The organism is Microbacterium sp. HA-8 (assembly GCF_046111165.1).
In the GTDB taxonomy this organism is placed as follows: Bacteria; Actinomycetota; Actinomycetes; order Actinomycetales; family Microbacteriaceae; genus Microbacterium.
This window is the reverse complement of the sequence record NZ_CP162025.1, coordinates 2,118,749-2,133,505: the sequence shown is the minus strand read 5'-3', so window position 1 is coordinate 2,133,505 and position 14,757 is coordinate 2,118,749. Positions and strand designations below refer to the sequence as shown.

Here is a 14,757-nt window from a genome sequence, read left to right as displayed (position 1 = left end):
TCGTCCTCTCCCCCGCGCCCGGTGCAGGCGCGACGGGATCAGCCTCACGTCCGCGGCGACGGAGGCGGGGCGGAGGGCGCGGATCCGGGGACGAGCCCGGCACGGTGCCTCCTGGGGAGGAGGGGCTATTCGCCGTCGAGCGAGAGCTCCTGCGGCAACTCGAAGTCGCGGCGCGAGAGCTCCTCGATGTTGACGTCCTTGAACGTCAGCACGCGTACCGCCTTCACGAAGCGGTCAGCGCGATAGATGTCCCAGACCCAGACGTCGGACATCGTGATCTCGAAGTAGAAGTCGTGCTCGGTGTCGCGGCGCACGACATTGACCTCGTTGGCGAGGTAGAAGCGGCGCTCGGTCTCGATCACGTACTGGAACTGCGAGACGACGTCGCGATATTCGCGGAAGAGAGCCAGCTCCAGCTCGCGGTCGTAGTCCTCGAAGACATCGTCATCCATGGTTCCTCCAGTGTAGTGAGGGACGCGACGGCGACCGCCCACTCGGCGGGCGACCAGCACTCGGCGGGCTCAGAACAGCGTCGCCGGCTCGATGGCCCAGGAGGCCCGATGATGCGGGCTCAGGCCGTGTTCGCGGATGGCGGTGCGGTGATCGAGGCTCGCATACCCCTTGTTGCGGGCCCATCCGTACTCCGGCGCATCATCGTGCAGGCCGATCATGAGCGTGTCCCGGGCGACCTTGGCGATCACCGAGGCGGCCGCCGCGCTGGCGCAGTCACGGTCGGCCTTGACGACCGGACGCACCCTCAGCCCCGTCGCCCCGGCGGCGGTGATGTAGTCGTGGTTGCCGTCGAGGAGCACGATCGCTTCGCCGATCTCGATTCCGTGTGCCTCGAGGTCGGCGAGTGCCCGCACGGCCGCCAAGCCCAGCGCGCGCATGATGCCGACGTCGTCGATCTCCGCGGCGCTCGCCCACCCGACCCCGCTGGCGAGAACCCACGAGCCCGCCCGAAGAGCGACATCCGGACGTCGGGCCTCGGGCACGAGCTTGGAATCGCGCAAGCCCGCCGGGACACGTCTGCGCGCTCTCGGAGCGTCGATCACCGTCGCACCGACGGCGACGGGGCCGGCGAGGGCGCCGCGGCCGACCTCGTCGCAGGCGATCACGAGCGGCACCTCCCGGAGCAGACGGCGCTCCAGGGTCAGACGCGGCTCGGTGACGCTCATGGGGCGTCGGCCTCCGCCGCCTCGGGGACGCCGGCGAAGACGTCGTGGTGGAAGTCGATGCCGCCGAGCCGATCGAACGGGTAGGTGATCAGGAACGCCCGGCCGACGACGTTGTCGATCGGCACGAAGCCTCGACCCGGTTGGTCCTGGTTGTAACGGGAGTCCTTCGACCGATAGCGGTTGTCGCCCAGCACCCACAGGCTGTCCTCCGGTACGACGACGTCGAAGGCGTCGGCGGACGCCGCGGTCTCGCCGACGGGCATCACCAGATAGGAGGATTCGTCGATCGGCGCCCCGTTGACGGTGATCTGCCCGAGGGCGTTGCAGCAGACGACGTGATCGCCCGGCAGGCCCACGATGCGCTTGATGAGATGGTCGTCGCTATCGGGTGCGGCAAGCCCCACGAGCGAGAGCGCCCACTCCCACGCCTCGAGCACCGGCGGCCGGTCCGGCTGCGGCGTGGGGGCGAGCCAGCCGCCCGGGTCGCGGAACACGACGACGTCGCCGCGCTCGTAGCCGCCGAAGCGTGGGGTGATCTCATCGACGAGGATGCGGTCGTTGATGAGCAGCGTGTTCTCCATCGAACCCGAGGGGATGTAGAACGAGCGGACGAGGAACGTCTTGACAAGGAACGACACCAGGACCGCGATGAGCACGATGATCACCACATCGCGCGCGAGCGCGAGCGCGCTTCGGCGCCTGCTGCGGGTCGGCGGCGGGTCTTGGGTCTCAGTCACGGCGGTGCTCACGGTCTCGATCCTTCACGGCTCCGGATGCGCATGCGCCGCTCTCCAAGCGTCGCACATCGCGACCGGGGCGGACCCGGTGCCACCCGGGCAGAAAGCGAAGACCCCGGGCATCCGGTGCCACGGGGTCTTCGCCAAGAGCGCGATCAGCGGTCGCGCTTCTCCTTGATCTTGGCCTTCTTGCCGCGCAGCGCACGCATGTAGTACAGCTTCGCGCGGCGCACGTCGCCGCGGGTGACGACCTCGATGTGGTCGATGATCGGGCTGTGCACGGGGAAGGTGCGCTCGACGCCCACCTGGAAGCTGATCTTGCGCACCGTGAAGGTCTCGCGCACGCCGTCGCCCGAGCGGCCGAGCACGAAGCCCTGGAACACCTGGATGCGGGAGCGGTTGCCCTCGGTGATGTTGACGTGCACCTTGACGGTGTCGCCGGGGGCGAAGTCGGGGATGTCGGAACGGAGCGAGGCCGCGTCGACGGCGTCGAGGATCTGCATGATCGTCTCTCTCTGCGGCCGCCACAGGTCGACCGCGGATGAAGGTGGGTGAGAATTCGTTGTGCTCTGCGGGATCTGACGATCCGCGGGCTCCCCTGAGGCAGAGCCGGTGACGGCACAAGGGACCATTCTGCCATGGATGCCGGAGCCGGACAAACCGCGCAGCGCCTCAGCGGGCGGCGCCCCCGGGCCGGTCGGCCTGCTCCGTGACGATGAACACATCGGGTGCCGCGGTCTGGGGCGCAGACGCCTGGGCATCGCCCACCGTGGCATAGCGGAGCATGAGCTTGGAGCCGCCGGCCCGGGCCTCGTTCCACAGCTGCCACAGGCTCAGCCAGAACAGGGCGAGCCCCGTGAGGATCGCACCGACGAGCACGGGCACGAACCACGCACCGTCGTAGAAGCCCACGGCGATCGTCAGGCCGTGCCACAGGGTGAAGCCTGCGACATCGGCCCAGGACACGGCCCGCTCCGCCCGGACGGTGGGACGGGCGCGCACCAGCATCGCCAGGACCAGCTGACCGATCAGCACGGAGGGGACGGCGATGAAGAGCACCCACAGGAACACCCAGGCACCGGCCTGGAAGACGCCCCACCCGACCAGCAGCCAGAGGGGAAGCAGGAAGGCGGCGGGGATCAGCCACCCGAAGAAAGCCCGGCGCAACCACATGGTGCGAGCCTACGCCGGGTCGGTCCGCGCCGGACCCGGCGCCCGCGTTGCCCGGCGACCTCCCAGGGGCGCCCGCCGCGATCGGACACAATGGAGCGGGCGAAAGGAACAGAATGATCGAACTGCGCACCACGGCCGAGATCGAGCAGATGCGACCGGCGGGCCGATTCGTCGCCGAGACGTTGGCGACGCTGCGCGACGAGACGCGCGTGGGCACCAATCTGCTCGACATAGATCGCCGCGCGCATGAGCTCATCCGCAAGGCCGGTGCGACATCCTGTTACATCGACTACCACCCCTCCTTCGGGGCGAGCCCGTTCGGCAAGGTCCTCTGCACCTCGGTCAACGACGCGGTGCTGCACGGGCTGCCCTTCGACTACACGCTGCGCGACGGAGATCTCGTCTCGCTCGATTTCGCCGTCTCGATCGATGGCTGGGTCGCGGACTCGGCCGTGTCCTTCGTCGTCGGAACCCCGCGCGACGAGGACCTGCGCCTGATCGAGACCACCGAGAAGGCGCTGGATGCCGCGATCGGCGCCGCCGTCGCCGGCAACCGCATCGGCGACATCTCGGCCGCCGTCGCGGAGATCGCGCGCGGGGCAGGGTATTCGATCAACACCGACTTCGGCGGCCACGGGGTGGGACGCGAGATGCACGGCGACCCGCACGTGCCCAACGACGGCAAGGCCGGCCGCGGCTATCCGCTTCGGGCGGGGCTGGTGCTGGCGCTCGAGCCGTGGTTCCTCGCGAGCACCGACCGTCTCATCACCGACGCCGACGGGTGGACGCTGCGCAGCGCCGACGGTTCGCGCGGAGCTCACTCCGAGCACACGATCGCCATCACCGAGGAGGGCCCTCTCGTCCTGACCGATCGTGCCTGGCTCGGCGTCGCCTGAGCCCGCTCATCCCGCGACGGCCGGCAGCGCCCGGCCGTCGCCGATGCGGTGCACCCGCACGTTGTTCGTCGATCCCGCGATGCCCGGGGGCGCCCCGGCGGTCATGATGACGGTGTCGCCCTCGGCCGCCCTTCCGCCGCCGATCAGCACATCGTCGATGATGCGCATCAGCTCGTCCGTATTGGCCGCGCGCGGCACGAGGAACGTCTCGACGCCCCAGCTCAGGGCGAGCCGCGAGCGGGTGCCCGCCAGATCGGTGAAGGCGAGGATCGGGACCGGATGCCGCAGCCGAGCCATGCGTCGGGCAGAATCCCCCGACTGGCTGAACACGCAGACATAGCGCGCGCCGACGAAGTCGGCGATCTCGGCGGCCGCGAGCGTCATCGCCCCGCCTTGTGTGCGGGGCTTGGTGCCGAGCGGAGGCACACGTTCGAGCCCGTGCTCCTCGGTGGAGGCGATGATCCGCGCCATCGTCTCGACGACCGTCACGGGGTGCGCACCCACGCCGGTCTCTCCCGAGAGCATGACCGCGTCGGCGCCGTCGAGCACGGCGTTGGCCACATCCGAGGTCTCGGCGCGTGTGGGCACGGGGTTCTCGATCATCGACTCGAGCATCTGCGTCGCCACGATCACCGGCTTCGCCCATCGCCGTGCATCCTGCACGGCGCGCTTCTGCACGATCGGCACCTGCTCGAGCGGCAGTTCGACGCCCAGGTCGCCGCGCGCGACCATGACCCCGTCGAACGCGTCGACGATCTCGTGCAGCGCCGCGACGGCCTCGGGCTTCTCGATCTTCGCGATCACGGGAACGCGGCGGCCCTCCTCCGCCATGATCCGGTGCACGGGGATGACGTCCTTCGGCGAGCGCACGAACGACAGGGCGATCAGATCCGCGCCGAGGGCGAGAGCCCATCGCAGGTCCTCCTCGTCCTTCGCGCTGAGGGCGGGGACCTTGACGGCCACCCCCGGCAGGTTGATGCCCTTGTTGTTCGACACCGCTCCCCCGACGACGACCTCGGTGACGACCCGCACGCCGTCGCTCTCGAGCGCGCGCAGACGCACCTTGCCGTCGTCGATGAGGATCGTGTCGCCGGCCGCGACGTCGCGGGCCAGCTCCGAGAACGTCGTGCCCGCGATCTCCCTCGTGCCCACCACGTCCTCCGTCGTGATCGTGAAGCGGTCGCCCGCGGCGAGAAGATGGGGACCGTCGGCGAAACGCCCGAGCCGGATCTTGGGGCCCTGCAGATCGACGAGCACGCCGACCGCACGTCCCGTGGAATCGCTTGCGCGCCGCACGTGCGCGTAGACGCTCTCGTGGACGGCGTGAGTGCCGTGGCTGAGGTTCAGGCGCGCGACATCCATGCCTGCGCGCACGAGCGCCTCCACGGTCTCGTACGAGGAGGACGCGGGTCCGAGAGTGGCGACGATCTTCGCGCGGCGCATGCGTGTCCTTTCGACCCCCGACGCTCGGGATGAGTCGATTCTGTCGCCTGGGGAGACCTTCGACATGAACAGGGTGTAACGAAATGCGGCGCGCGGCGGCGCGGCCGCATGCCAGGATCGCGATATGAACGCCGTGATCGGCGAGATCCTGCCCCTCGCGCTCGCGGCAGGCCTGAGCCCCATCCCCCTCATCGCGGCCGTCCTGCTGCTGATGTCCGGCCGACGGGCGTCCGGCGCGTGGTTCGCCGTGGCCTGGTTCGGCGGAACCCTGGCCGTGGTCGCCGTCGGTGTCGCGGCGGCCGGTGTGCTCTCGGCGGCGGACTCCACGACGACGCGTCCGATCGTGGCGTGGGCCAAGATCGTGTTCGGCCTCGTGCTGCTCGCCCTCGCCGTGCGGAAGATCCGCTCCGCGCGCACCGGCGACGGCGCCCTTCCCGGGTGGATGTCGGGGCTGGAGACCGCGACACCCCCGCGCGCCGCGGTGCTCGGGCTGCTGCTCTCCGGCGCCAACCCGAAGAACGCGCTCCTGGGCCTGGCCGCCGGTCTCACCATCGGCACGGGCTCCTCGGAAGCGGGCGCGGTATGGGCTCTGCTGGCGGGTTATGCGATCGTGGCGACGCTCGGGGTGGGCGGTCTCGTCGTCTGGACCCTGCTCGCGCCCGCGTCCTCCGCACGCACGCTGACCGAGGTGCGGCGCTTCCTCACCCGCCACAACGCGGTCATCATGGCGCTGCTGCTGATCGTCTTCGGCGTCGTGCTCGTCTCCGACGGCATCCGCGCTCTCTGAGGCCCCTCCCGCGGACATTCTCACAATGCGCTCCCGGCGCACGTGAGGGAAACGTTCGCTCCGGGTAACGGAACGAACGGGTCGCCGGAAACACCGTGTTCCTAGCCTCTCTGGCATGACCTCGAACGCAGACCGCACCCCGGCCGGCCGGTCGACGCCCGATGTCGACGGATCGAAACACGGCACGAATGCCGCGGCAACATCACCCGGATACGGTGGCCGCATGCTCCACCCGGACTCCACGCCGCACATCGTCGTGGTGGGGGCGGGCATGGTGGCCCACCGTTTCGTCGAGAGCCTGCTCTCCGGCGGCGACGCCCGCTGGCGTGTCACCGTCATCGGCGAGGAGTCCCGGCATCCATACGACCGCGTCGGGCTGACCGGCTACTTCGCCGGCGCCGACGCCGACGACCTCACCCTCGACCGCGCGGTCCTCGACGATGAGCGTGTGCGGTTCGTCCGTGGCACGGCGGTGACGGCGATCGACCGAGATGCCCAGGCCGTCACGACGGCGGCCGGCGAGCGGATCGGCTACGACCGACTCGTCCTGGCGACGGGATCGTACGCGGCGCGCCTCGCGGTGGACGGCTTCGGGCTGGAGGGATGCTTCGTCTATCGCACGCTCGACGACGTCGAGGCGCTGCGCGGATTCGTCGAAGCGCGCAGGGCGCAGCTGGGTCGCCCCCTCACCGGCACGGTGATCGGCGGTGGCCTGCTGGGCCTCGAGGCCGCGGGGGCCCTGCAGAGCCTGGAGGTCGAGAGCACGGTCGTGCAGTCCTCCGACCGGCTGATGTCCGCCCAGCTCGACCAGCCCGCGGGCGCAGCGCTCTCCCGGCTGATCGAGGGGCGCGGCATCCGGGTCAAGACCGGCGCGATCACCACACGCCTGGATCCGGATCGCGAGGGCCGCGTGAGGGGGCTGGAGTTCCGCGACGGCACGTGGGAGCGCACGGACGTCGTCGTCTTCACCGTCGGAGTGCGCCCCCGCGACGAGCTCGCCCGTTCCGCGGGGCTGGCCGTGCACGAGCGCGGCGGCGTGCTCATCGACGCCGAATGCCGCACGAGCGATGACCGCATCCTCGCGATCGGCGAGGTGGCGAACTTCGACGGCCTGTGCGTGGGCCTCGTCGCCCCGGGCTACGCGATGGCCGAGGTCGCCGCGACGCGCCTGCGCGGCGGGGAAGCCTCCTTCCCCGGCTACGACCTCTCCACCAAGCTCAAGCTCAGCGGCGTCGACGTGGCCAGCTTCGGCGACGCGTTCGCCACCACACCCGGTGCGCTGGACGTCGTGTACGCCGACCCGGTCGCGGGCGTGTACAAGAAGCTCGTCCTCTCGGACGACGCCAAGACTCTGCTCGGCGGAATCCTCGTCGGCGACGCCTCCGCGTACGGGTCGCTGCGTCCCCTCGTGGGCGGGGCGCTCGGGGGCGATCCCGCGGCATACCTCATGCCGGAAGGGGGCGTCGCCGCGCCCGGCGGCGACCTGCCCGACACCGCACTGGTCTGCTCGTGCAACTCGGTGACGGCCGGCACCATCCGGCACGCCGTGCACGAGGCGGGCTGCACCGACGTCGCCGCGGTGAAGTCCTGCACGAAGGCGGGGGCTGCGTGCGGCTCCTGCGTCACGATGATCAAGAAGCTCGTCGGCACGGAGCTGGCGAAATCCGGTGCGAGCCTCAGCAGCGCGCTGTGCGAGCACTTCGATCTCTCGCGCCGCCAGCTCTTCGACGCGGTACGGGTGTCGGGTCTTCGCACCTTCAGCGCCGTCATCGAGCGCTTCGGCACAGGACGCGGTTGCGACATCTGCAAGCCCGCGCTCGCCAGCATCCTCTCCACCCTCGTCGGCGGGCATGTGCTCGAGGGCGAGAATGCGACCCTGCAGGACACCAACGACCACGTGATGGCGAACCTCCAGAAGGACGGCAGCTACTCCGTCGTGCCGCGCATCGCGGGAGGCGAGATCACGCCCGAGGGTCTGCTCGTGATCGGGCAGGTGGCCAAGGACTTCGGGCTCTACACGAAGATCACGGGCGGACAGCGCATCGACATGTTCGGTGCGCGGCTCGAGCAGCTGCCCGACATCTGGAAGCGTCTCGTCGACGCCGGCTTCGAATCCGGGCACGCCTACGGCAAGTCCCTGCGCACGGTGAAGTCGTGTGTGGGCTCGACCTGGTGTCGTTACGGCGTGCAGGACTCGGTCGGCATGGCCGTGCAGCTCGAGCTGCGCTATCGCGGTCTGCGCTCGCCGCACAAGATCAAGCTCGGCGTCTCGGGATGCGCACGCGAGTGCGCCGAGGCGCGGGGCAAGGACGTCGGGGTCATCGCGACCGAGGCGGGCTGGAACATGTACGTCGGGGGCAACGGTGGCTTCACGCCCCGCCACGCCGTGCTGCTGGCCGAGGGCCTCGACGACGATGCGCTACTGAGGGCCATCGACCGTTTCCTGATGTACTACATCTTCACCGCCGACCGCCTGCAGCGCACGGCACCGTGGTTCGAGGATCTGGAGGGCGGCATCGACGAACTGCGCGCCGTGATCTTCGATGACAGTCTGGGGATCTGCGCCGACCTCGACGCCGCCATGGCCACCCACGTCGCGAACTACGAGGACGAGTGGAAAGCGACCCTCGAGGATCCCCAGAAGTTGCGCCGCTTCGCCTCCTTCGTGAACGCGCCGACGACCCCCGATCCGTCGCTCGCCTACACGGCCGAGCGAGGTCAGCCCCGCCCGGCGTCCGCCGCCGAACGCGAAGACGCACGGGTCCTGATCGCCGGAACCACTCTGGAGGTGCGCCGATGACCATCGCCGATACGAAGACGGTTTCCGCTGTCGCGAAGCCGCCCTCGCCATGGGTGCGCGTCTGCCCGCTCGCAGACCTCGAACCCGAGCGCGGGCGTGCCGCGCTCCTGGGCGGCGCGCAGATCGCCCTCTTCCTCACGCACGATGGCCGTGTGCACGCTGTGTCGAACTATGACCCCTACAGCGGGGCCCATGTCATCTCCCGAGGTATCGTCGGGACGAGGCAGGACGCCCCCACCGTCGCCTCGCCGATGTACAAGCAGGTGTTCGATCTGCGCACGGGTTCCTGCCTCGACACGCAGGGCAAGGAGCCCCGCACCCTCACCGTCTGGCCCGTCGCGGTGCAGGGCGGCGACGTCTACGTCCGATCCGAGGAGCTGACATGACCACGATGCTCGGCATCTCGCTCGCCGGCCGCGACGTGCTCATGATCGGCGGGGGCGCGGTCACCGCGCGCCGGCTGCGACGCCTGCTCGAGGACGGCGCCCGGGTCCGGATCGTGGCGCCGCAGCTCAGCGCCGAGGTGCGCGAACTGGTCGACGCGCGCGCTCTGGAGTGGATGCCGCGCACTGTCCGCGCCGACGACGTCGAGGGTGCGTGGCTCGTCCACACCGCGACGGGTGACCCCCGCGTCGACGCGCGCATCGCCGAGGCCTGCGAGCAGCGCCGCATTCTGTGTGTGAACGCCTCGGACGGCGCGCACGGCACGGCGCGCCTGGCGGCGGAGGCGCGCTCGGGCGATGTCGTCGTCGGCGTCGTGTCCGACACGGGTGTCGACCCGCGCCGCGCCGCCCGCCTGCGCGACACGATCGGGGCCCTGCTGAGGGAGGGGCGACTGCCGCTTCGGCGGCGGCGCGCGGGTGCCGCCGGTCGTGTCGATCTTGTGGGCGGCGGGCCGGGCCCGACCGACCTGATGACCGTACGCGGCCGTCGCCTGCTCGCCGAGGCGGACGTCGTCGTCGCCGACCGACTGGGACCCACCGACGTCCTGGCCGAACTCGATGCAGATGTCGAGGTGATCGACGTCGGCAAGCGCCCGAATCACCACCCGGTGCCACAGCATGAGATCAATGCGCTGCTGGTGGCGCACGCCCGCGCGGGCAAGCGCGTCGTGCGTCTCAAGGGCGGCGACCCGTTCGTCTACGGCCGCGGCGGCGAAGAGGTCGCCGCGTGCCTGGCCGCCGGCATCCCCGTCGAGGTCGTGCCCGGGCTGACGAGCGTCGTGTCCGTGCCGCAGGCGGCCGGCATCCCCATCACCCACCGCGGCACCGCCGCATCCGTGCACATCGTCAACGGACAGGCCGAGGTCAGCGCCAGCACCCTCGCCGCCCTCGCGGACGAGACGGTCACGACCGTGGTGCTGATGGGAGTGGCAGCCCTCCCCCGCCTCGTCCACGCCGCCCAGACTGCGGGCGTGCCTGCCGATCGCCCGGTCGCCATCGTCGAGAACGGCCACACCCCCCACCAGCGGACCACGCGCACGACACTCGCGAGCGCGATCGCCGATGCGAAAGCGGCCGGGGTGCACAATCCCGCCGTGATCGTCGTCGGCGAGGTGGCTCGCGCGGATCTGCTGATGCCCGACAGGGCATGGGCGGAGGGCGCGACCCGGTGATCTCCCCGCCCCGCCCCGCCCTGTCGGCGGCCCTCGAGGGCTGCACGATCGTCATCGCCGTCGACCGGCGTTCGGGCGAGCTCGCCGCCGCGCTCGAGCGTCACGGCGCCCAGGTGCGCCACGCGCCGGCGCTGACGATCGTGCCGCACATCGACGACGAGGCGCTGATCGCCCGCACCCGGGAGCTGATCGACGCGCCGCCCGAGATCGTGGTGGCCACGACGGGCGTCGGATTCCGAGGCTGGATGGAGGCCGCTGACGAGGCGGGTCTGATCGATGATCTGCACCGCGCGCTCGAGGGCGCGCAGATCGTGGCCCGAGGACCCAAGGCGCGGGGCGCGATCCAGCAGGCCGGTCTCACCGCGGATTGGGTCGCCGAGTCCGAGACCTCTGCCGAGCTCGGCGAGTTCCTGCTCGCCGAGGGCGTCGAGAGTCGCCGTGTCGCCGTGCAGCATCACGGGTCCGGCGCCGACGGACTCGACGAGCTCTTCGAGGGGCACGGCGCGGATGTCGTCAGCTTGACCGTGTACCGCTGGGGTCCGCCGCCCGACCCGGAGGCGGTGCGTCGCTCGGTGATCGCCACCGGCGCGGGTGAGATCGACGCCGTGCTCTTCACCTCCGCCCCCGGCGCCGAGGAATGGATCAGTGCGGCGCGGCGCGAGGGTGTCCTCGATGACATCCGCGACGTGTGGGCCGCGGGCCGGGTACTGATGGCCGCGGTCGGGCCGATCACGGCAGGACCGCTGGTCGATGCCGGCGTGGCGCCCCTCGTCGCCGAGCGCGGCCGGCTCGGATCCCTGGTCCGGGCCGTCGTCACGCACTTCGGCGGTGGACACGTCGCCGGGCTCGACACCATCGCCGGGCGACTCGAGCTGCGCAGCTCCGGAGCGATGCTCGATGGTCGGCACATCCCGCTCTCCCGCACGGGAGTCGATGTGCTCGCCGCGCTGTTCGCGGCGGCGGGGGGCGTCGTGTCACGCGCGAACCTGCAGGGCGCGCTGCCGCGCTCGGGCGAGAACACCCACGCCGTGGAGATGGCCGTCGCACGCGTCCGAGAAGCGCTCGCGTCCCCCGACCTCATCAAGACCGTCGTCAAGCGGGGCTACCGCCTCAACGTCATCGAGGCGGAGGCACAGCCGTGACGCCCACGCTCATCGCCTGTTCGCACGGCACGCGGTCACCGGAGGGTCGCCACGCGATCAGCACGCTGCTCGACCAGGTGCGCGCACTCGTTCCGGGCGTCCGGGTCGAGGAGGCCTTCGTCGATGTCCAGGAACCGGCCATCGACCAGGTGGTCGCTTCCGCCGTCACCGAGGGGCCGGCGGTCGTGGTGCCCGTGCTCCTGTCCACGGGCTACCACACCCGCGTCGACATCGCCCGGGCCGTCGCCGCACATCCCGGCCGTGCGATCGCCGCCCCCGCTCTGGGCCCGCACGACCTCCTGGCCCTGGTGCTCGAATCACGCCTTGCCGGTGCCGACCTGCAGGGCGGGGACGCGATCGTGCTCGCGGCAGCGGGTTCGAGCGATCCCGCCGCCGCGGTCGACGTGCAGGCGATGGCCGACCGCCTCGCGCGGTGCGTCTTCGCGCCCATCACCGTCGGCTTCGCCGCGGGCGCCGAACCGCGCATCGACGCGGCGATCGAAAGCGCGCGGAAAGCGGGCGCCGAGCGCGTCATCGCCGCAAGCTACGTTCTCGCACCGGGATACTTCGCCGATGTCATCGGGCGGGCAGGGGCCGACCTCGTGACGGCCCCGCTTGCCCCCGACGTGCGCATCGCGGCACTCATCGTGGAGCGCTTCCGGGCCGCGGCCGCACAGCTGCACGCGGCCGCCCCCCTCGCGGGCTGACCCCGCGAGCGCCGTCAGGGCAGCAGATCGGGTCGCTGCACGCGGGTGCGCTCGAGGCTCTGCTCCCGTCGCCACCCGGCGATCGCGGCGTGGTTGCCGCTGAGCAGGACCGGAGGCACCTCGTGTCCTCGCCAGGTCGCCGGCTTGGTGTAGCTCGGGTACTCCAGGAGACCGTCCTCGTGCGATTCCTCGACCAGGCTCTCCGGGTTTCCCACCACGCCCGGGATCAGGCGCGAGACCGCCTCGATCACCGCCATCGCCGCGACCTCGCCGCCGTTGAGAACGTAGTCGCCGAGGCTGACCAGACGCACGCGCCCGCGCTCGGCGTAGTGCTCGATGACACGGTGGTCGATGCCCTCGTAGCGACCGCACGCGAAGACCAGCTGCTTCTCGCCCGCAAGCTCCCGGGCCATTCGCTGCGTGAACACCTCGCCCGCCGGGGACGGCACCAGCAGCAGTGCATCGGGCCCCAGCACCGCATCCAGCGCGTCGCCCCAGGGCTCGGGCTTCATCACCATGCCCGCGCCGCCGCCGTAAGGCGTGTCATCGACGGTGCGGTGACGGTCGCTGGTCCACTGACGGAGGTCGTGCACACGGAGATCGAGGATCCCGCGATCGCGCGCCTTGCCGATGAGGGAGACATCCAGCACATCGAAGAACGCCGGGAAGATCGTCACGATGTCGATGCGCACGGGATCGAGTCTAGGCATCCGTTCATGTTTCGAGCATGTGACGGCGGCCTAACCGCGCCCGATGTCCCTGCGTGACGGAGAAGTGACGCAGCGGTAACCCCCGCGGCAGGCGACGCGAAACACGGCGTCCGTAACGTCGAAGCACACGTTCCCCGAGGAGACCTGATGTCCACGACCGTGCAGACCGCACCCGCCGGCAGCGATGCCGGTGCCCGCACCACCTCAGGCACCACCCCCGTCGTCCTCACCCGCCGCGCCGGGCGCTGGGTCGACGGCTACGACCCCGAGAACACCGACTTCTGGCAGGGCGAGGGTCGCGGCATCGCCCGACGCAACCTCGGCTGGTCGATCTTCGCCGAGTTCCTGGGCTTCATCGTCTGGCAGCTGTGGAGCATCGTCGTGGTCATGCTGCCCGCCGCGGGCTTCGACCTGACCAGTTCGCAGTCGTTCTGGCTCATCTCGCTGCCGAGCCTCGTGGGTGCCACGATGCGCTTCCCCTACACCTTCATGGTGGCGCGGTTCGGCGGCCGCAACTGGACCATCGTGTCGGCCGCGCTGCTGCTGATCCCGGCGACCCTTCTGGGGATCGTCGTCGGCAACCCCGACACCCCGTTCGGCGTCCTTCTGCTCGTGGCGGCCCTGGCCGGTTTCGGCGGTGGCAACTTCGCCAGTTCCATGGCCAACATCACCTACTTCTTCCCGCAGAAGGAGAAGGGCTGGGCCCTCGGGTTGAACGCGGCGGGCGGCAACCTCGGCACCTCGGTGGCACAGTTCGCCGTGCCGATCGCCGTCACCATCGGCGCCGGGGCCACGCTGAACATCTCCCTCGCGGGCTGGATGTGGATCCCGCTCATCCTGATCGCGATCTGGGGTGCGTGGCGCTACATGGACAACCTCTCCAACGCCAAGGCCGACGTCGCGGGCTCCGCCGCGGCCCTGCGCGAGCCGCACCTCTGGCTGATGTCGCTGCTGTACATCGGCACCTTCGGTTCGTTCATCGGATTCGCCAGCGTCTTCCCCAAGCTGATCGCCGACCAGTTTCCCGAGTTCGCGACCTTCCAGGTGGGACAGGCCGCGATCACGCTGGCCTTCCTGGGGGCGCTCGTGGGCTCCCTCGCCCGTCCCTACGGCGGCAGGCTCGCCGACCGATTCGGCGGTGCGCGCATCACGGTGGCCGCTTTCGCGGTGATGGCCCTCGGCGCCCTCGCCCTCGTCTGGACGCTGCCGCTGCGCAACTTCGCCGTGTTCCTCGGGTGCTTCCTCGTGCTCTTCGCGGCCACCGGTATCGGCAACGGTTCGACGTACCGCATGATCCCGAACGTGTTCGCCGCCCGGGGCATCGCCCGCGGCGCCGCTCACGGCAGCATGGGCATGCAGCGCAAGGCCGCCGCGGCTCTGGGTCTGATCTCGGCCATCGGGGCCTACGGTGGGTTCGTGATCCCGCAGATCCTGAACGCCTCGCAGCTGACGACGGGCGGCTACGCCGCGGCCTTCTACGGCTTCGTCGCCGCCTACGTCGCCCTACTGCTGATCACCGTCTTCGCCTACGTGATCCCGCGTCGGGCGCTCGCCGGACAGAGGATCTGA

General features: G+C 70.6%; 15 protein-coding genes. 8 read left to right on the top strand and 7 right to left on the bottom strand.

The genetic code is table 11. The features are described from left to right. Nucleotides 1–125: 125 nt before the first annotated feature. From AB2L57_RS10140 to AB2L57_RS10120, 5 genes are all read right to left on the bottom strand, one after another. A complete protein-coding gene (locus AB2L57_RS10140; protein WP_292810723.1) occupies nucleotides 126–452 on the bottom strand; it encodes a DUF2469 family protein in 327 nt (108 codons plus the stop codon). A 69-nt stretch (nucleotides 453–521) separates the two neighbouring features. After that, a complete protein-coding gene (locus AB2L57_RS10135; protein ID WP_409047007.1) occupies nucleotides 522–1,178 on the bottom strand; it encodes a ribonuclease HII in 657 nt (218 codons plus the stop codon). Further along, a complete protein-coding gene (lepB, locus tag AB2L57_RS10130) occupies nucleotides 1,175–1,915 on the bottom strand; it encodes a signal peptidase I (protein ID WP_409048615.1) in 741 nt (246 codons plus the stop codon). The genes AB2L57_RS10135 and lepB overlap by 4 nt, the downstream gene beginning before the upstream one ends. A 155-nt stretch (nucleotides 1,916–2,070) precedes the next feature. Further along, the gene (gene rplS / locus AB2L57_RS10125) at nucleotides 2,071–2,418 is read right to left on the bottom strand and encodes a 50S ribosomal protein L19 (RefSeq protein ID WP_292810728.1); all 348 of its coding nucleotides are present in this window, start codon (nucleotides 2,416–2,418) and stop codon (nucleotides 2,071–2,073) included. Between the two features lie 169 nt (nucleotides 2,419–2,587). Further along, nucleotides 2,588–3,088, bottom strand: a complete 501-nt coding sequence (locus AB2L57_RS10120; RefSeq protein ID WP_409047006.1) for an MFS transporter permease — start codon at nucleotides 3,086–3,088, stop codon at nucleotides 2,588–2,590. A 113-nt stretch (nucleotides 3,089–3,201) separates the two neighbouring features. Here AB2L57_RS10120 and map point away from each other — a divergent pair, with 113 nt between their 5' ends. After that, entirely contained in the window at nucleotides 3,202–3,984 is a 783-nt protein-coding gene (map, locus tag AB2L57_RS10115) for a type I methionyl aminopeptidase (protein WP_409047005.1), read from the top strand. 6 nt (nucleotides 3,985–3,990) lie between these two features. Here the strand turns inward: map and pyk are convergent, their stop codons facing one another. Further along, a complete protein-coding gene (pyk, locus tag AB2L57_RS10110) occupies nucleotides 3,991–5,427 on the bottom strand; it encodes a pyruvate kinase (protein ID WP_409047004.1) in 1,437 nt (478 codons plus the stop codon). A gap of 124 nt (nucleotides 5,428–5,551) precedes the next feature. Between pyk and AB2L57_RS10105 the strand changes: the two genes are divergently transcribed. The 6 genes from AB2L57_RS10105 to AB2L57_RS10080 all read left to right on the top strand — a co-directional run bounded on the left by AB2L57_RS10105 (nucleotide 5,552) and on the right by AB2L57_RS10080 (nucleotide 12,478). Continuing rightward, nucleotides 5,552–6,214: a GAP family protein gene (locus tag AB2L57_RS10105; RefSeq protein WP_409047003.1), complete on the top strand. Its 663-nt coding sequence runs from the start codon at nucleotides 5,552–5,554 to the stop codon at nucleotides 6,212–6,214. 223 nt (nucleotides 6,215–6,437) lie between these two features. Continuing rightward, a complete protein-coding gene (gene nirB / locus AB2L57_RS10100; RefSeq protein ID WP_409048614.1) occupies nucleotides 6,438–9,014 on the top strand; it encodes a nitrite reductase large subunit NirB in 2,577 nt (858 codons plus the stop codon). After that, nucleotides 9,011–9,400: a nitrite reductase small subunit NirD gene (gene nirD, locus AB2L57_RS10095; RefSeq protein ID WP_409047002.1), complete on the top strand. Its 390-nt coding sequence runs from the start codon at nucleotides 9,011–9,013 to the stop codon at nucleotides 9,398–9,400. The genes nirB and nirD overlap by 4 nt, the downstream gene beginning before the upstream one ends. Further along, nucleotides 9,397–10,629, top strand: a complete 1,233-nt coding sequence (gene cobA, locus AB2L57_RS10090; RefSeq protein WP_409047001.1) for a uroporphyrinogen-III C-methyltransferase — start codon at nucleotides 9,397–9,399, stop codon at nucleotides 10,627–10,629. Before nirD ends, cobA begins: the two co-directional genes overlap by 4 nt. Then, nucleotides 10,629–11,771, top strand: a complete 1,143-nt coding sequence (locus AB2L57_RS10085; protein WP_409048613.1) for a uroporphyrinogen-III synthase — start codon at nucleotides 10,629–10,631, stop codon at nucleotides 11,769–11,771. The genes cobA and AB2L57_RS10085 overlap by 1 nt, the downstream gene beginning before the upstream one ends. Further along, the gene (locus AB2L57_RS10080; protein WP_409047000.1) at nucleotides 11,768–12,478 is read left to right on the top strand and encodes a sirohydrochlorin chelatase; all 711 of its coding nucleotides are present in this window, start codon (nucleotides 11,768–11,770) and stop codon (nucleotides 12,476–12,478) included. The genes AB2L57_RS10085 and AB2L57_RS10080 overlap by 4 nt, the downstream gene beginning before the upstream one ends. Before the next feature lie 14 nt (nucleotides 12,479–12,492). Here the strand turns inward: AB2L57_RS10080 and trmD are convergent, their stop codons facing one another. Further along, nucleotides 12,493–13,170 carry a tRNA (guanosine(37)-N1)-methyltransferase TrmD gene (gene trmD / locus AB2L57_RS10075; RefSeq protein ID WP_409048612.1) on the bottom strand — a complete coding sequence of 226 codons (678 nt, stop codon included), beginning with the start codon at nucleotides 13,168–13,170 and terminating at the stop codon, nucleotides 12,493–12,495. 165 nt (nucleotides 13,171–13,335) lie between these two features. Here trmD and AB2L57_RS10070 point away from each other — a divergent pair, with 165 nt between their 5' ends. Next, nucleotides 13,336–14,757 (top strand): MFS transporter, encoded by a 1,422-nt coding sequence (locus AB2L57_RS10070; protein WP_409046999.1) that lies wholly within the window; start codon nucleotides 13,336–13,338, stop codon nucleotides 14,755–14,757.